Raw genomic sequence first — 16,665 nt, 5'->3', positions numbered from 1 at the left:
TGATCATGACTCGCCTGTACGGTTCGAAATAATCGATCCGACGCATTTGCGAGTTACGGCCCGGTCCCTGTGACCGGGCTTTTTCATTGCCGGGCGTCGCGCGCATGGGCCGGGCGCAGATCGCGCAACTGGTCCGGCAGCGCGGCGCCGACGGCTCCGGCGAGCCGCCCCCCGTATCGATGAAAGAGCAGGCCGACGGCGATGATGGCGACGCCGATCGCCGACAAGGCGAAGGGAAAGAGGATCGAATCCTGGAAAACCTCGCTCGCCAGATGGCCGAGATAGAGCGAGAGGCCGAAGGCGCCGAAAACGGCGTAGGCGCGGCGCATCAGCGCGAGCGACAGCATCACCAGGCCGAGATTGACCGCGCAATAAACGGCCTTGCCGGTCTCGTCGCCGCTGTGCTGCGCCGTGAGCCCGCCCCAGAAGGCGAGAAGCCCGGCGAGATGCAGCCAGAAGGCGAAGTCGCCTCCCCGCCAGCGCTTGAGATCGACGAGCCAGGCGGCGGCCATCACGAGGAGCCCGAAGACGAGGCTGACATTGGCGCGCTGCTCGAAGCCGAACGCCTCGCTGCGCAGCAGCCAGGGCGTCAGATCCATCGACATGAACCACAGCGCAAAGGCGATGATCATGGTGAGGAAGGGAAAGGGAAAGAAAATCAGGGCGGTCAGCGCCGCCGCTACGCTACCGAGCTCCATCGGCAGCCAGCTCGACCGCACCCAGACATAGAAGTCGTGATAGTTCGGCGCTTCGGTCGGATCATGGCCTCCGGCGAGCTGCAAGGCGAAGACGAGCAGAGGAGCCATGGCGACGGCGCAGGTGACGAGCAGGCCGGCGGGCGTGCGCAGCCCGCGGCGGCGCCAGAGATAGGCCCCCGCCGCCGTGAAGGCGAGGCCATAGGCGAGCGAGGTGACGATCAGCGAGGGCGCGCCCCACAGGCCGAAGGCCGTGGTGCTGAACAGACTCATCGCCGAAATGACGATGAGCGCGCCCATGTACCAGAGGACGTTGACGACGTCGAAGCGCGGGGCCGCTTCGCGGCCGTTCGCGCGCTCGGCGAGGAAAGCTTCGAGCTGCCGGTGCGTCGGCGCGTCGATGACGCCGGCCTCGAGGGCGGCGCGCAGATCGTCGGTCGCGAATGTCGTGCGGTGCATAGAATAGGTCCTCGTCCAAAGACGCCGCGCGGACGCGGACGGCGCCGCGGCTTGGTCCCGATAGCGCAGGATTTGGAGCAAATTTGTGTGGCGGCGCACGCGGGGCGGGAGGCCTCTGCGGCGGCGTCATGGGCCGCGCTACGGAGTTGATGGAAGGGCTTGCGCGGAAAGACGATCGCGCCCATCGTCGGAAGATTCCGGGGAGCCTTGCGGCGCCTCCCACCCTCCCCCATTTGACAGGCCGCCCCTGATTTGCCCATCTTCGCGCCCGAATGCGGGACAGGCCCCCGGCGCGAGCCGAGGCGGGGCCGTCCGCGCGGATTTCTGAGGACCTGACGGATGAACCTCGTCATCGTCGAATCGGCCGCCAAGGCCCAGACGATCAACAAATATCTCGGCCGCGACTTCAACGTCCTCGCCTGCTACGGCCATGTGCGCGACCTGCCGCCCAAGGACGGCTCGGTCGATCCGGCCGAAGATTTCGCGATGAAATGGGAGAGCGACGCCAAATCGGCGAAGCGCATCTCCGCCATAGCCGATGCGGTCAAGAGCGCCGACAAGGTGATCCTCGCCACCGACCCGGACCGCGAGGGCGAGGCCATCTCCTGGCACCTGCTCGATATTTTGAAGAAGAAAAAAGCGCTCACGGGAAAACGCATCGAGCGCGTCGTCTTCAACGCCGTCACCAAGGATGCGATCAAGGAGGCGATGACGCATCCGCGCGAGATCGACCAGGCCTTGGTCGACGCCTATCTCGCCCGCCGCGCGCTCGATTATCTCGTCGGCTTCACGCTCTCGCCGGTGCTCTGGCGCAAGCTCCCCGGGGCGCGCTCCGCCGGGCGCGTGCAGTCGGTGGCGCTGCGCCTCGTCTGCGACCGCGAGCTCGAGATCGAGAAATTCGTCAGCCGCGAATATTGGTCGCTCGTCGCGCATCTGAAGACGAAGGCCGGCGAGCCCTTCACAGCGCGCTTGACCGGCGCCGACGGCAAGAAGATCACCCGCCTCGACATCGGCTCCGGTCAGGAGGCGGAGGATTTCAAAAAGGCGCTCGAGACCGCGGCCTTCACCATCCGCTCGGTCGAGGCGAAGCCGGTCAAGCGGCACCCCTCTGCGCCCTTCACCACTTCGACCCTGCAGCAGGAGGCTTCGCGCAAGCTCGGCCTCGCGCCGGCGCAAACGATGCGCATCGCGCAGCGGCTCTATGAGGGCGTCGACATAGGCGGCGAGACGGCCGGCCTCATCACTTATATGCGAACCGACGGCGTCGACATGGCGCCCGAAGCCGTCGCGGCCGCCCGAAAAGTCATCACCAGGGAGTATGGCGAGCGCTTCGTGCCCAAGGCCCCGCGCAAATATACGGTGAAGGCCAAGAATGCCCAGGAGGCGCACGAGGCAATCCGCCCGACCGACGTGAGCCGCCTGCCCAAGCAGGTCGCCAAGCATCTGGAGCCCGAGCAGGCCAGGCTCTACGAGCTGATCTGGACCCGCACGATCGCGAGCCAGATGGAATCGGCCGAGCTCGAGCGCACGACGGTCGAAATAGACGCCGCCGTCGGCAAGCGCGCGCTGGAGCTGCGCGCCTCGGGCCAGGTGGTGCGCTTCTCGGGCTTTCTGGAGCTCTATCAGGAGGGCCGCGACGACGAGGCGGACGAGGACGGCGGCCGCCTGCCGCCGATGAAAGCGGGCGAGCCGGCGACGCGCGAGAAGATCGAGGCGACCCAGCATTTCACGGAGCCGCCGCCGCGCTACACCGAGGCGACGCTGGTGAAGCGCATGGAAGAGCTCGGCATCGGCCGCCCCTCGACCTACGCCTCGACCCTCGCCGTGCTGCGCGAGCGCGACTATGTGCGGCTCGACAAGAAGCGCCTCGTCCCAGAGGACAAGGGCCGCATCGTCACCGCCTTTTTGGAGAGCTTCTTCGCCCGCTATGTCGAATTCGACTTCACCGCCGATCTCGAGGAGAAGCTCGACAAGGTCTCCAACAACGAGATCGACTGGAAAGAGGTCCTTCGCGACTTCTGGACCGACTTCTCCGGCGCCGTCGACGGCGCCATGGAGCTGCGGACAGCCCAAGTGCTCGACAGCCTCAACGAGCTCTTGGGACCGCATGTCTTCCCGGCCAAGGGCGACGGCTCGGAGCCGCGCGCCTGCCCCGCCTGCAGCGCCGGCCAATTGTCGCTGAAGATCGGCAAATTCGGCGCTTTCATCGGCTGCTCGAATTACCCGGAATGCCGCTACACCCGCACGCTCTCGCCGCCGACAGGCGAAGCGACGGAGGGCGCGCGGCCGGGCGTAAAAGTGCTGGGACAGGATCCGGAGAGCGGCGCAGAGATCACCCTGCGCGAAGGGCGTTTCGGAACCTATGTGCAGGAGGGCGAGGCGGCCGACGACGGCGAGAAGCCCAAGCGCTCCTCGATCCCGAAGACCATCAAGCCCGACGAGCTGACGCTCGAGCAGGCGATCCGCCTCCTGTCTCTCCCGCGCGAGGTGGCGCGGCATCCCGAATCCGGCGAGCCGATCGTCGCCGGCGTCGGCCGCTTCGGGCCCTATGTGCAGCATGGGAAGACCTACGCCAATCTCGGCCGGGACGACGACATTCTGACGATCGGCGGCAATCGCGCCATCGACCTCATCGTCACGAAGGAGAGCGGCGGCTCGCGCTTCGGCCGCTCGTCCGACCCCGGACGCGCGCTCGGCGAACATCCGCAGGGCGGCGCGGTGACGGTGAAGAGCGGCCGCTTCGGCCCTTATGTGAATTGGGGCAAGATCAACGCCACCATCGCCAAGGGGACCGCTCCGGAGAGCCTGACGCTCGAGCAGGCGGTCGAGCTTCTCGCCGCCAAGGCGGGCGGCGCGCCGGCGGGGGGCGGCCGCGTGCTCGGCGACCATCCGCAAGGCGGCGCGATCACCCTGCGCGACGGACGCTACGGGCCTTATGTGAACCACGGCAAGGTCAACGCCACCCTGCCCAAGAACACGAGCCCGGAGGATATGACGCTCGACGAGGCGATCCGGTTGATCGAAGAGAAGGGCGGTCCGGTGAAGGCCAGGAAGGCGCCGGCGAAAAAGGCCGCGCCCGCCAAGAAGACCGCCGCGAAGAAGCAGATCGAGGAGAGCGACGAAATTCCGTTCGAGGATGCGAAGCCCGCAAAGAAGCCGACGCCCGCCAAGGCGAAGCCGGCGAAGAAGGCGGCCTCCGGGAAGTGAGCCCGTCGATGTCCGGCGGCCGATCTCCGCCCTTTCGCGACGCGGCCGCGCGTCATCGGCGCGGCCGCTGAGCCTCCGTCACCTCGTCAGCCGCAGCTTGCCCAGCCCCGAGCCGATCGTCGAGAAGGCGGCGTCGAGCTGATCGGCGTCCTCGGCCTTGAAATAGTGCTCCTGGTTCGTCGCACAATCCTGCATCAGCTGGAGGCCCTGCTCGTCGATCGGATCGTTCTCCGTCGAGAAGCCGATCGTGAAAATCTCGACGCCGGCGCGCTTGGCGTTGGCGCAAGCTTCGCGCGTCAGTTCGTCCTGCATGTCGCGCGAGGTGTCGTGATAATCCGTCGAGCTGTTGGCGGCGGCGGCGAGCGACGCCTGATAGTCGATGCGATTGCCTGAGGAGCCGTCGGGGAAACGACGGTTTCTCGCGCCATTGTAGCTGTAGTAGCCGGCCGCCTGATAGGCCGAGCCCGTCGCATTGTCCGTCTGGCTCTTCCAATTGTTGAAGCCGTCGGTCATGAACACGATGATCTTGCGGTTCGCCGACGTCGAATAGGCGCGGCCCGCGGCGAACGGCCCGACCGGCGAAATCGTCCGCCATCCCCACATGAAACCTTCGTGCAGATTGGTGTAGCCGTTCTCCGAGAGCTTGCCGATCATGGAAGTGATGGTCGCCTTCGTCGTGGTGAGCTGCAGGATCGTCTGGCTGGAAGATGTCGGACAACTGCTGTTCGGTCCGACGCCGGCCCCATCCGTCGAAGGCTTCTTGTATTTGGCGGGACTGGTCAGCTTGCTCCATTGGGCCGCCTTGTCCTTGTCGCAGCCGTCGCAGTCGCTGCCCGCGAGATAATGGTTGTCGTAGCGAGCGAGGTCCTTCTTTTTGCCCTTGGAGGTCTCGTAGACGACGGGCTCGTCGGGGGCGAGAAACGGCACGAACAGCGTTTCCGGATCGCTGCCGTCGATCGCCGTGTCGCTGACGTTCAGCGGATATTTCGGGCTTTCGAAGCACCCCGCCCAATCCCATTTCTTGTCGAGCGACTTGAGCTTCGTGAAAATGTCGAAGCGGCTGGTGAAGCCCTGCGCCTTGGCAGCCGCCTTCGCCGTCGACGGATCCGTGGACCCGCCCCCGAAGACCAGCCAATGCTGCGAATTCGCGCCGCTCAGATCGATCCAGGACAGGCTCCTGTTGGCGGCGACGTCGGGGTCGACCACCCGGACGGCCGCGGAGAAGGGCGTCACCGACATCTTCACCTTGCTCGACTTGCCGAACATCGTCTCGACGAAGCTCGTCGCGGAGTCGCGCAGCGCCTCGATCTTCGACTTGCCGCCCTTCCCTTTGCCGCTCCCCTTGCCGCTGGCGCTGGCGGACATGGAGAGGGAGTTGTCGAGCACGAGCGCGATCTCGTAGGTCGTGTTCGGATCCACGCCGCCCGGCATCTGCGCGCAGGCCGTCGCTTTCGCCGTTATCGTCTGGACATGCGCGATTTTCATGATCGTCGTCGGAATTTGCGCCTGCGTGTCGAGGCAGAGCGTAAGCGGGTTCGACGAGATCGTCGCGTGGGTCACCACCGCGACGGCGTTTCGCACATTGGTCAGCAGATAGACTTGCGCCTGGCTCTGGGCCTGCTGATCGGTGGTGGTCGAGACGATGGTCTTGGCCACGGCGAGCGCGGCCGAATCGGTCGCCTGCTGAAGATTGGCTCGGGCGGCCACGGCGCGACCATAGTCGACGCCCGCCCCGAGCATCAGCATCAACGGGACGAAGGAAAGGCCGAAGATGACCGCGGCATTGCCGCGCTCGCAGGAAACGAGCGTCGCACGCTCGGTTCGGTTCTGGTCGACAGGATGACGCATCACGAAACTCTCGAGAATGATTTTGCTCGACTTCGACGGTTTCTACGTACATGAAACTTCTCACCGCCCTTTGAATCGATCGCTAAAATTCGAGTTTATTTCCGGTAACCCTACCGGACCCGCCCGGCGGATCGCCGCGGCGCTAGTCGTTTCGCACGCGATCCGTCTATAATTGGAGATGACGCGCCCCTTCGACGACGGCGCGCCGCCTCTCGAGACGCACATTGAGCAGACAGCGCGCGGCCGACCCGCTCTCCACCCTTCCCTCCAAAGAGGATATCCTCGCCTTTATCGCGCGCGAGCGCGAAGCGATGGGCCGTGTCGGCGCCATCGGCAAGATCGGCAAGCGCGAGATCGCCCGCGCCTTCGGCGTCAAAGGCGCGGATCGCGTCGAGCTGAAGCGCCTCATCGCCGAGCTCGAAGCCGAGGGCGCGCTGGAGCGGCGCGGCAAGCGCCTGTCGCGTCCCGGCGTCCTGCCCGCGGTCGTGCTGGCGGACATTTCGGGGCGCGATCCCGACGGCGAGCTCATCGCCGTCCCGGCCGAATGGAACACGGACGAGCTCGGTCCCGCTCCCCGCATTCTCGTCCGAGCGCCCCGGCGCCCGAAGCCCGGCGAGGCCCTGCCCGGCGTCGGCGACCGCGCGCTGATCCGCGCCGAGCCGGATCGCGACGCCGGGCCGAACGAGCCGCCCTACTCGGGCCGCATCGTCAAGCTGCTGTCCAAGGCGCGCGGACGCATCGTCGGCGTGTTGCGCGTCGCCGCCAACGGCGTCGCGCGCATCGAGCCGGTGGACAAGAAGCAGGCCGGCCGCGAGCTCGCCATCGCCGCCGAGGATCTCGGCGAGGCGAAGGAGGGCGATCTCGTCGCCGTCGACCTCATCGGCAAGACACGTTTCGGCGCGCTACGCGCACGGGTGCGCGAGACGCTCGGGTCGTTGTCGACGGAAAAAGCGATCAGCATGATCGCGCTCAAGGTTCACGGCATACCGGACGTCTTTCGCGCCGAGGCGCTGGCCGAGGCGGCTGCGGCGAAACCCGCGCCGCTCGACATGCATCGCGAGGATTGGCGTGCGCTCCCGCTCGTCACCATCGACCCGCCCGACGCCAAGGATCACGACGACGCCGTCTTCGCCGAACCCGATGCGGCGCCGGACAATGACGGCGGCCATATCGTCACCGTCGCCATCGCCGATGTCGCTTATTATGTCCGCCCGCATTCGGCTCTGGACAAAGACGCGCTGGAGCGCGGCAATTCGGTCTATTTCCCCGACCGCGTCGTGCCCATGCTGCCGGAGCGCATCTCAAACGATCTCTGCTCCCTGCGCCCGAACGAGGATCGCCCGGCGCTCGCCGTGCGCATGCGCATCACCGACAAGGGCCGCAAGCTCGATCATTCCTTCCATCGCGTCATGATGCGCTCGAAGGCCAAGCTGAATTATGCGCAGGCGCAGGAGGCGATCGACGGACGGCCGGACGAGATCTGCGCGCCGCTGATGGAGAGCGTGCTGCTGCCGCTCCATCGCGCCTATCTCGCCGCCGATCATGCGCGCGACTTGCGCGCGCCGCTCGATCTCGAGCTGCCCGAGCGAAAAATCCTGCTGAAGCCGGACGGAACGGTCGACCGCGTCGTCGTGCCCCCTCGCCTCGCGACTCATCGGCTGATCGAGGAGTTCATGATCCTCGCCAATGTCTCGGCCGCGGAAGTCCTCGAGGAGAACCGGCAGAAGCTCATTTATCGCGCCCATGACGAGCCCTCGCGCGAGAAGGTCGCCGCGCTCTCCGAATTCCTCGCGACGATCGGCGTGAAGCTCGCCAAAGGCCAAGTGCTGCGGCCCGCGCATTTCAATGTGATCCTCGCGCGCGTGCGCGGCATGGAGCATGAGAACATCGTCAACGAGATCATCCTGCGCACCCAGGCGCAGGCCGAATACACGCATGAGAACTACGGCCACTTCGGCTTGAACCTCCGCCGTTACGCGCATTTCACCTCGCCGATCCGCCGCTACGCCGATCTCGTCGTGCATCGCGCGCTCGTCCGTGCGCTGAAATTCGGGCCGGGCGCCATGCCGGACACGGCGGCGGGCGAACTCGCGGAGATCGCGGCGCGCATTTCCGGCGCGGAGCGTCGGGCGATGGCGGCGGAGCGCGAGACGGTCGACCGGCTCGTCGCCGCCCATCTCGCCGAACAGATCGGCGCGCGCTTTTCCGCGCGCATTTCCGGCGTCACCAAGGCCGGGCTGTTCGTGCGGCTCGCGGAGACGGGCGCGGATGGCTTCGTGCCGGCGGCGACGCTCGGACGCGACTATTTCCGCTATGACGAGGGCGCCCATGCGCTCACGGCGCGCGAAACGGGCGAGAGCTACCGGCTCGGCGACATGATCGAGGTGCGGCTCGTCGAAGCGACGCCGATCGCAGGAGCTCTGCGATTCGAAGTGGCGAGCGGCGGACGAACGAGCGCGGCGCCGCGCCGCCGCGCAACGGCGAAAGGCCGGCCTTCGCGGCGCGGATGAGGCTGCTCAGGAGCGCCACAGGCGCTCGCCCAGCGCGGAAATGCGCGGCGCGTCGAGCGCGCGGCCGACGGTCAGAAAAAACTCCGCGAGCCGCCTCTTCCTTCGCTGTCGCCGCCGCGCCGTCTCGAGCCTGCCGCGCAGCACGCGAAGATCGCCCTCTCCGATCTTCTCGCCGAGCGCCGCCGACGACGCGCGCAGCTTCGCTTCGATATAGCCCTCGAGATTTTGCGGAGCGTCCGCCTGTGGGACCATGGCGGATGCGCGCTGCAGCGTGATCAGCATGTCCGCATAGCGCTGCAGGCCTGTTTTCGCGATGAGCGACGCCGCGTCCGCGGTCAGGCGATCGACGAGCTTGCGCCAGGCGATATGATCGGCGCGGGCGGCTTTGCTCATATCGGCGCCGCGGAAGCCGTAGAGCTCCGGATGATGCGCGGCGCCGTTGCGGTCGTGGAAGCGATAGACGAACAGCGGCAGATCGACGAGGATCGCGCCGCTGAGCAGGCAGGCGCCTTTGTTCACATATATGTCGGCGTGAAACGTGAGCTCCCCGACGTCGTCGGCGCCGAGAAGCAGCTCGAGCGCGTCGCGGCGGAAGCAATTGCCGGAGGTCGGCGCATAGACCCACTCCTCCCATTCATGGGTCGTGTCGAGAAAATGAACGCGCGACTCGATGTCGTCGAGCCCGTCGCTCGTCATCGGCCAGACATCCGGGGCGCAGACGTCGATGCGGCGCAGGAGGTCGCTCCGCCGGCCGCGTCCCGAGAGGACATAGCGGTTCATGCGCTCCCAGGCGGAGGTGACGACGCGATGTCCCTTCGCCTGCGCCATGTCCGAGGAGGTCAGGCCGACCGCCTTGCGCGACGAGAGGTGAACGAAGACATGCGTCTCGACGAAGCGCGGGAACAGAATGTCGTCGGCGTCGAGAAAGACGATATATTCGCCTCGGCTCGCCAGCAGTCCGGTGCGGAAGGCCATCGTCTGGCCGCGATTGGTCTCGTGGAGAGCGAGCTTCAGGCCGGGCGCGCGCCGCGCCAGCGCCTCTATGACCGCGCGACTATCGTCGGTGGAAGCGTCGTCGACGATGACGCATTCGATATGCGGATAGGTCTGGGCGAAGACGGAAGCGACCGCTTCCTCCAGGAAGCGCCCATAGTTGTAGTTGGTGACGACGATGCTGACCAGCGGCGGCCCGAACCCCGGAACCTCGTCCTCCATGCGACCGACCCGAGCACATCGACGGAAGGCCGGCTCCTAGCACGGGCGCCTCCATCGGGTAAAGCGAGCCCCCGCATCTCCAGACCCTATGGGGGCGAGCGACGGCCGAAACGGGATAGGCTTCGGCTTGTCGTTCGAACCGAAACGAACCCCGAGGATGCGCCGGCTCGTGGATCGATCCGCACGAAGCACAGGCCGCGCCGCTCGGCCGCATGCTCGAATCCATCGGCTTTCTGCTCGGCGGCGAACAGCTCGGCGTCATCGCGCGGCGTTCCTTGATAGCGACGGCCATCATGTCGAGCAGCGCCGGAATGGCGACCCATTCTCCCGCCCGAATCAGGGGATGTCGACCGATTCGGCTCGAGAGCCGTCTGTCACCTCCTTCTTGACCCGATCGCTCTGCCTCGCGCGACATTTCGGAGCGCATTTTCCGCGCGGATGAGCGACGATAGGTTAGCCGATTCGCTCATCGTCGCCATTTCGAGCCGGCTCGTGATCGGTCCGTCATTGCGCCCCTCGCCCATGGGCGAAACCCATTTCGATGGAGATAGAGATGAAATTGCTTCGACTTCTCTCATTGACCGCGCTCGCGCCGCTGTTCGTTTCGAATGCGCTCTCGCAAGTCGCGGTGATCGGCGGCCTCGCCGGCTGCAAGGACAGGGACAATATGAAGCGAGTCCTGGAGCTCACCGACCAGGGCGACATCGCCGCCGCGCAAGAGCTCTTCGCGCGCGGCGTCAAGAGCGAGGACTGCCGCGTCCTGGCGGGCGACGACATCGTCATCGAAGCGACGCCCCCCTTCACGCGGCTGATCAAGGCGCATGTCCGCGGCAATCCGGATATTTATTGGATCGTCCAATAGGAACGCCATTGCGAGCAAAGCGACGAAGCTCTCCGGGAATCGCCCCAGGGCGCCGGATTGCCTCGCTGCGCGCAATGACGGCGCCGTTCAGCGCCCCCGAGCGAACGCCCGCTCGCCGAGCCGGGTGAGCGCGGCGCGCAGCGCCTCGTCCGCCACGCCTTCCGTCGCCGCGACGGCGCGCTCATGCGCCGCCGCGTCGATCGCCGGAGCGCGGCGCGGGCGGCGGCGCGCCGCGAGCGGCTCCTGCCGCATCGTCAGCCGCGCGACACAGCGCCAGCCGAGATGCGTGTTCACCCGGTCGAGGATCGCCCCGGTCATATGCTGGACGTCGAGGCCGAAGCCGGGCTCGACGCGCAGCGCCAGCATCGCCGGCTCCTCCCGCTTGTCGGCGGGCCGGTTCCTCGCCCGCGGCGGCCATTGCAGCTTGATCGGCTCGCAGATGGCGGCGAGGCGGGCGCCGACGATCGCCTCCCAGCGCAGGATCAGCGCCGATTCGCCGAACCCTTGGCGCGCCGCCAGCGGATCGATCGCGCGATCGACCAATTCGCCGAGGAGACGCGATCCTCTGTGCTTTTCCGCCATGGCTCGTTCCTTGCGGGAGGGGGCGCAATCTCGCTATGGACGTTACCTCATGCCCAGAGCCCCCGCCAAGCCGTCCTCTCGATGGTCGTCCTCTCGACGGCGGCCCCTCGGCGCGCAGCCGCCCCGGCCCGATCCGCTGGCCCTGCTTCGGTGGTACGACCGCCGCCGGCGCGAGCTGCCCTGGCGGGCGCGGCCGGGAGAGACGGCAAACCCTTACGCCGTCTGGCTTTCCGAGATCATGCTGCAGCAGACCACAGTGGAGGCTGTGAAACCCTATTTCGCCGCCTTTCTCGCCCGCTGGCCGAATGTCGAGGCGCTGGCCGCCGCGCCGCAAGACGAGGTGATGAAGGCCTGGGCCGGCCTCGGCTATTACGCGCGGGCGCGCAATCTGCACGCCTGCGCCCGCGAGATCGCCATGCGCGGCGGCGTCTTTCCGCGCGAGGAACAGGATCTGCTCGCCCTGCCCGGCGTCGGCCCCTATACGGCGGCGGCGATCGCGTCCATCGCCTATGACGCGCCTGTGGTCGCCGTCGACGGCAACGTCGAGCGCGTCGTCGCCCGGCTCTTCGCCGTGGAGCGGCCGGCGCGCGAGGCGAAAGGCGAATTGCGCGCGAAGGCGCAGAGCCTCTCGCCGGGCCTGCGCTCCGGCGATTTCACCCAGGCGCTGATGGATCTCGGCGCGGCGATCTGCACGCCGCGCGGCCCCCGCTGCGGCGACTGCCCCTTTCACGACGCCTGCGAGGCGGCGCGCCGCGGCGGCGCCGAATCCTTCCCCGTGAAGCCGCCCAAGGCCGAACGGCCGGAGCGCCGCGGCGCGGCCTTCGTGCTGCTGAGCGACGGGGCGGCGCTGATCCGCACGCGGCCGCCGCGCGGCCTGCTCGGCGGCATGGCGGAATTTCCATCGACCGCGTTCCGCGCCGATTTCGACGCGAGAAAGGCGCCCGCGCATGCGCCGGCGGCGGCGCCCTGGCGCGAGCTGCCGGGGGCGGTCGAGCATGTGTTCACACATTTTTCGTTGCGGCTGACGATCTTCCGGGCGACGCTTCCGCCGCCGCGGCCTTCGATCGAGAATTGCCGCTGGACGGAGCTCGGGCGTCTCGCGGCCGAAGGCCTGCCGACGCTGATGCGCAAAGTGGCGGCGCATGCGGGACTGGCTTTGGAGTAGAAGAGCGGAGTGGCGGCATGGCGCGGGGCAAGGCGATTGCGGTGGAGATGACGGAAGGGGCGATCCGCGTCCGCTCGCAGGGCAAGACGCTGACGATCGTGAATTCCCCGCCGCCGCCCGACGCCGACGAGCAGACAGATTTTTTCATCCGCCTCGACGAGATCGACAATTGGGACGCCCCCGACGACGAGATCTCGATCGACATCGTCGAATTGCAGAAGATTCTGGACGCGATCGAGGAGGAGCTGGAACGCCGGGGGCTGAGCGTGACGTTCGAGTGAGGGAGGACGCGCGCGAAATCCCGGCTTTCGCCTATCCGGAGGCGGAGCGCTCGCCTTCGGGTCGCGCCGCGAAATCCCCGGCCAACCATTCCCGCCAGATCGAGAGAAGAACGGCGAGAATGAGCGGACCGAGAAACAATCCGACGAATCCGAATGCGAGCAGACCTCCCATCACGCCGAAGAGCACGATCACCAATGGAATGTCGGTGGCGTTGCTGATCAGAAGCGGCTTCAGGATATTGTCCACCCAGCTCACGACGAGCCCGCCCCAGGCCAATAGCGCGAGACCGGCGCCGATCTGGCCGGAAAGCAGCAGATAGACGCTGATCGGCGCCCATACCGCCACCGTGCCGACAAAGGGAACGAGAGCGGTCACCGAGGTCAGCGCCCCCAACAGGATGGGCGTCTCCAATCCGACGACCGCATAGCCGACCCCCGCGATGAGGCCTTGCGCCAGAGCGCTGACGATCAGGCCGGAGACCACGGCCTGCGTCGTGTCCCCGACCGCCTCGAAATAATTGTCGGCGGACGTCCCCACGACCTTGCGCAGCCCCTTGCGCAGTTCGTCGACGACGAGACCTCCGTCTCGATAAAAGAAGAAAAGGACGACGGCGGTCACGGCGACCTGCGCGAGGCTGCGTCCGATCTTCCCGAGAATCCCCGCGAGCCCGCTCATCCAGGGCTCGAGCCATTCCTTGACCAGCTCTTTGCGTCGCTCCGGATCGTTCCAGAGGCCGGTCAGGGTCTCGTCGAGAACAGGGCCGATGACGGGAAGCCTCGCGATCGGCTCCGGAAGCACGAAAGGCCCTTCTGCGAATCGCGTCGACAGCTCGCGATAGGCCTCGGCGAGTTCGGCCTGCAGGCGGATCAGCAAGAATGTGGCCGGCGCCACGAGAACGAACACGAGCAGCAAGGTCGCGAATGTCGCGGCGAGGGACGGGCGATTTCCACAAAAACGCAGGATCCGCCGATACATGGGGTAGGTCGCATAGGCGAGAATGGCGGCCCAGGCCAGCGGCGCCAGAAACGGACTCACCACCAATAGGCCGAGCCCGATGACGGCGCCCAGCAGCAACAGGCCGAAAATCTGGCGGTTCTGCATTACCCCACTCCTCTGCGCGATCCGACCTCGGGAGTTTAGCTCGTTTGGGTCGGGACCGGCGAGGCGGCGCCCTCCGGCTCTCCGAGGCTGCGGCGAACGAGAGGAAGCGTCCTCCTCCTCGAGACGGGCTTAATACACCCCCGCGTCGAGCCCGGCGGCCATCGCCATTCCGAGCTCGCGGCAGGCATCGGCGAACTCCTCGCGCCAGTCGCCGCGCAGGATCAGCGGCTCCTGGACCTTGCGCCAGCGCAGGCCGGTCGCGACCGTCTCGACGCTGCGCCGCGCGCCGGTCCCGTCGCTGCCGGCGCGCACATAGAGCGCATAGGAGCGCCCCTGCGCGCGGCCGAGGCAGGGATAATAGCAGCGGTCGAAGAAATCCTTCAGCGCGCCGCTCATATAGCCGAGATTTTCGGTCGTCCCGAGAATGATCGCGTCCGCCGCGAGCACATGCTCCGGCGTCGCCGCGAGCGGCGCGACACAGGCGACCTCGACGCCCTCGACCTCGCCCGCCCCGGCGAGCACGGCCTCGCGCAGCCGAAGCGTATTCGGCGACGGCGCATGAGCGACGACGAGCAGCCTTTTTCCCGTCATTTGCGTCGTCTCCTCGAATTTGCGCCGGCGTAAACTCGACGATGACGCTCGGGCGTTTCATGGTCCAATCCGCGCATCGCGCCGCCACCCGCGACGTTCATTCGTCATTTCTGGAGACGGCATATATGAAGAAAATGATCTGTATCGTCGCCGCTATGCCGATGTCGACCTCGGCCGGGCTGGCGGCGACGAAACGCTCGAGCGCACCGTGGACGAAACTCAGCGGCAGGGATATGCCGCGACGCCGCCGTCCGGCTGGGCTCCAACCAAATTCTCCTACGATCCGGCCACGCCGATCGGTCTACGCGCGACCGCCGGGTCGAACGTCGCTCACGCGAAGCTCTAGGGCGCAGGCTGGGAAGCGGCTAGGATCGCCTGTCTCGAATCGAGCAGGACTCCATGGCGCAAGCTTCGATCACCAGGGGCGCCGGCGCGAGCGCCGAGCCCGTCCTCACTCTTCCCCAGCGCATCATGCTCGCCGAAGGCTGGACGCGCCGCGCCATCGCCTTTCTCGCCGGCGCCTGCGGGGCGCTCGCCCTCGCGCCGATCGATTTCGCGCCGGCGATGGTCGTCCCGATGTGCGTCGCCGTCTGGCTGCTCGACGGGGCGGCGGCCGCGAGCGGCGCGGGCGCCCTCTCCTTCGTCCGCGCCTCGGGGGGCTCCGCTGCGGCGGCCGGCTGGTGGCTCGGCTTCGGCTATTTTCTCGCCGGCCTGTGGTGGCTCGGCTCGGCGCTGCTGGTGCAGGCCGATCAATTCGCCTGGGCGCTGCCGCTCGCAGTCGTCGGCGTGCCGGCCGGCCTCGCCTGTTTCACGGCCCTCGGCTTCGCCCTCGCCCGGCTGCTGTGGTCGCCGGGCTCGCTGCGCGTCTTCGCGCTCGCCGCGGGCCTCGCCGTCTCGGAATGGCTGCGCGGCCATGTGATGACCGGCTTTCCCTGGAACGACTTCGGCATGGCGCTGGCCGGCGTCCCCGTGCTCGACCAGACCGCCTCGCTCGTCGGCCTGCACGGGCTCGACATCCTCGCCGTGATCCTGTTCGCCGCGCCCGCCACGCTCGCCGACGGCGGCCGCCGGCGCGCGACGCCGGCGATCCTCCTCGCGCTGATCCTCGCCGCCGCCATGGGCGGCTATGGCGCGCTGCGCCTCGCGCGCGGCGAGAGCGGCTTTGTCGAGGGCGTGACCTTGCGGCTGATGCAGCCGGCCCTGCCGCAGGACGCCAAATTCAAACCAGAAAACGGCGCGGAAATTTTGCGCCGCTATCTCGATCTGTCGGACCGGGCGATCGCCCCGGGCCACTCCGGCGTCGCCGACGTGACGCATGTGATCTGGCCGGAATCGGCCTTCCCGTTCGTCCTCTCGCGCGAGCCTCGAGCGATGGCGCGCATCGCTGCGACGATGGGCGACGCGACGCTCTTGACCGGAGCCGCGCGCGTCGAGGAGGCGCCGGGCGGCGCGAGCCGGACGAAGATCTTCAACGCCGTCATCGCCGTGCAACGCGGCCGCATCGTCGCCGCCTATGACAAGATTCATCTCGTCCCCTTCGGGGAATATCTGCCGCTCGCGGGCCTCCTCGGGCCGCTCGGCGTCACCCATCTCGTGCCGGGGATATGGGACGCCGGCGCGGGCCCGAGGCGTCTGCGCGCGCCCGGCCTGCCGCTCGCCGCGCCGCTCGTCTGCTACGAGGCGATCTTCCCCGGCGAGACGGTGGAGGCGGACGGGCCGGAGCGGCCGCAATGGCTGCTGAACGTCACCAATGACGGCTGGTTCGGCGCGACCAGCGGCCCCTATCAGCATTTCGCCCAGGCGCGTCTGCGCACGATCGAGGAGGGCCTGCCTCTGGTGCGCGCGGCCAATACGGGGATATCCGCCATCGTCGATCCGTACGGGCGAGTACTGGAGAGTTTGCCACTCGGAGTCGAAGCCGTGGTCGACGGCCGTCTGCCGAAGCCGGCGCCCCCGCCGCCCTTTGCCCTGCATCCTTTTCGCTGGACTTCAACGCTTTGGTTCTTCACAATAATTTTTGCGCTCCTGGGGCGTGTTCGCGGCGCTGCGGGTTTGACTTGACAGCTAGAGCGGGTGCTTAATGCGATCCCGTGGCGCTGGCGTGATGTGGACGTGACACGCCGTCGAACCCGATGGTAATCCAACTTC

General features: G+C 67.4%; 12 protein-coding genes. 6 read left to right on the top strand and 6 right to left on the bottom strand.

Annotated features, from left to right (window positions below):
• Positions 1-83 precede the first annotated feature (83 nt).
• Positions 84-1,154, bottom strand: a complete 1,071-nt coding sequence (locus AC6IW9_RS16430; RefSeq protein WP_497765163.1) for a hypothetical protein — start codon at positions 1,152-1,154, stop codon at positions 84-86.
• Positions 1,155-1,493: 339 nt separating this feature from the next.
• On the opposite strand from AC6IW9_RS16430, the gene topA reads away from it, so the two are divergent.
• Positions 1,494-4,361, top strand: coding sequence for a type I DNA topoisomerase (topA, locus tag AC6IW9_RS16425; protein WP_497765162.1), 2,868 nt, complete (start codon positions 1,494-1,496; stop codon positions 4,359-4,361).
• 78 nt (positions 4,362-4,439) lie between these two features.
• Here topA and AC6IW9_RS16420 read toward each other — a convergent pair whose 3' ends face one another.
• Positions 4,440-6,209 carry a TadE/TadG family type IV pilus assembly protein gene (locus AC6IW9_RS16420; RefSeq protein WP_497772544.1) on the bottom strand — a complete coding sequence of 590 codons (1,770 nt, stop codon included), beginning with the start codon at positions 6,207-6,209 and terminating at the stop codon, positions 4,440-4,442.
• 224 nt (positions 6,210-6,433) lie between these two features.
• Here AC6IW9_RS16420 and rnr point away from each other — a divergent pair, with 224 nt between their 5' ends.
• Positions 6,434-8,719, top strand: a complete 2,286-nt coding sequence (gene rnr / locus AC6IW9_RS16415) for a ribonuclease R (RefSeq protein ID WP_497765161.1) — start codon at positions 6,434-6,436, stop codon at positions 8,717-8,719.
• 6 nt (positions 8,720-8,725) lie between these two features.
• Here rnr and AC6IW9_RS16410 read toward each other — a convergent pair whose 3' ends face one another.
• The gene (locus AC6IW9_RS16410) at positions 8,726-9,934 is read right to left on the bottom strand and encodes a glycosyltransferase family 2 protein (protein WP_497765160.1); all 1,209 of its coding nucleotides are present in this window, start codon (positions 9,932-9,934) and stop codon (positions 8,726-8,728) included.
• Between the two features lie 553 nt (positions 9,935-10,487).
• On the opposite strand from AC6IW9_RS16410, the gene AC6IW9_RS16405 reads away from it, so the two are divergent.
• Positions 10,488-10,796, top strand: a complete 309-nt coding sequence (locus tag AC6IW9_RS16405) for a hypothetical protein (protein WP_497765159.1) — start codon at positions 10,488-10,490, stop codon at positions 10,794-10,796.
• Positions 10,797-10,883: 87 nt separating this feature from the next.
• Here AC6IW9_RS16405 and AC6IW9_RS16400 read toward each other — a convergent pair whose 3' ends face one another.
• Positions 10,884-11,378, bottom strand: a complete 495-nt coding sequence (locus tag AC6IW9_RS16400) for a DUF721 domain-containing protein (RefSeq protein WP_497765158.1) — start codon at positions 11,376-11,378, stop codon at positions 10,884-10,886.
• A gap of 49 nt (positions 11,379-11,427) precedes the next feature.
• Here AC6IW9_RS16400 and mutY point away from each other — a divergent pair, with 49 nt between their 5' ends.
• Positions 11,428-12,543 carry an A/G-specific adenine glycosylase gene (mutY, locus tag AC6IW9_RS16395; RefSeq protein ID WP_497765157.1) on the top strand — a complete coding sequence of 372 codons (1,116 nt, stop codon included), beginning with the start codon at positions 11,428-11,430 and terminating at the stop codon, positions 12,541-12,543.
• Between the two features lie 17 nt (positions 12,544-12,560).
• Positions 12,561-12,824: an Imm74 family immunity protein gene (locus AC6IW9_RS16390; RefSeq protein ID WP_497765156.1), complete on the top strand. Its 264-nt coding sequence runs from the start codon at positions 12,561-12,563 to the stop codon at positions 12,822-12,824.
• Between the two features lie 31 nt (positions 12,825-12,855).
• On the opposite strand, the gene AC6IW9_RS16385 is transcribed toward AC6IW9_RS16390, so the two are convergent.
• Complete coding sequence (locus AC6IW9_RS16385) at positions 12,856-13,926, bottom strand: AI-2E family transporter (protein ID WP_497765155.1); 1,071 nt, start codon at positions 13,924-13,926, stop codon at positions 12,856-12,858.
• A 129-nt stretch (positions 13,927-14,055) separates the two neighbouring features.
• On the bottom strand, positions 14,056-14,517 hold the full coding sequence (locus AC6IW9_RS16380) for a flavodoxin family protein (protein WP_497765154.1): 462 nt from the start codon (positions 14,515-14,517) through the stop codon (positions 14,056-14,058).
• Between the two features lie 399 nt (positions 14,518-14,916).
• On the opposite strand from AC6IW9_RS16380, the gene lnt reads away from it, so the two are divergent.
• On the top strand, positions 14,917-16,578 hold the full coding sequence (lnt, locus tag AC6IW9_RS16375; RefSeq protein ID WP_497765153.1) for an apolipoprotein N-acyltransferase: 1,662 nt from the start codon (positions 14,917-14,919) through the stop codon (positions 16,576-16,578).
• The last annotated feature ends 87 nt before the right edge of the window (positions 16,579-16,665 follow it).

Source organism: Methylosinus sp. shoA, assembly GCF_059718125.1.
Note: the sequence above shows the minus strand (reverse complement) of the source record. Positions and strands in the feature narration are given on the sequence as shown.

Bases quoted from the DNA above. Each gene is read 5' to 3' on its own strand.
- AC6IW9_RS16430 (WP_497765163.1), bottom strand. From the start codon at position 1,154: ATGCACCGCACGACATTCGCGACCGACGATCTGCGCGCCGCCCTCGAG.
- topA (WP_497765162.1), top strand. From the start codon at position 1,494: ATGAACCTCGTCATCGTCGAATCGGCCGCCAAGGCCCAGACGATCAAC.
- AC6IW9_RS16420 (WP_497772544.1), bottom strand. From the start codon at position 6,209: ATGCGTCATCCTGTCGACCAGAACCGAACCGAGCGTGCGACGCTCGTT.
- AC6IW9_RS16410 (WP_497765160.1), bottom strand. From the start codon at position 9,934: ATGGAGGACGAGGTTCCGGGGTTCGGGCCGCCGCTGGTCAGCATCGTC.
- AC6IW9_RS16405 (WP_497765159.1), top strand. From the start codon at position 10,488: ATGAAATTGCTTCGACTTCTCTCATTGACCGCGCTCGCGCCGCTGTTC.
- AC6IW9_RS16400 (WP_497765158.1), bottom strand. From the start codon at position 11,378: ATGGCGGAAAAGCACAGAGGATCGCGTCTCCTCGGCGAATTGGTCGAT.
- mutY (WP_497765157.1), top strand. From the start codon at position 11,428: ATGCCCAGAGCCCCCGCCAAGCCGTCCTCTCGATGGTCGTCCTCTCGA.
- AC6IW9_RS16390 (WP_497765156.1), top strand. From the start codon at position 12,561: ATGGCGCGGGGCAAGGCGATTGCGGTGGAGATGACGGAAGGGGCGATC.
- AC6IW9_RS16385 (WP_497765155.1), bottom strand. From the start codon at position 13,926: ATGCAGAACCGCCAGATTTTCGGCCTGTTGCTGCTGGGCGCCGTCATC.
- AC6IW9_RS16380 (WP_497765154.1), bottom strand. From the start codon at position 14,517: ATGACGGGAAAAAGGCTGCTCGTCGTCGCTCATGCGCCGTCGCCGAAT.
- lnt (WP_497765153.1), top strand. From the start codon at position 14,917: ATGGCGCAAGCTTCGATCACCAGGGGCGCCGGCGCGAGCGCCGAGCCC.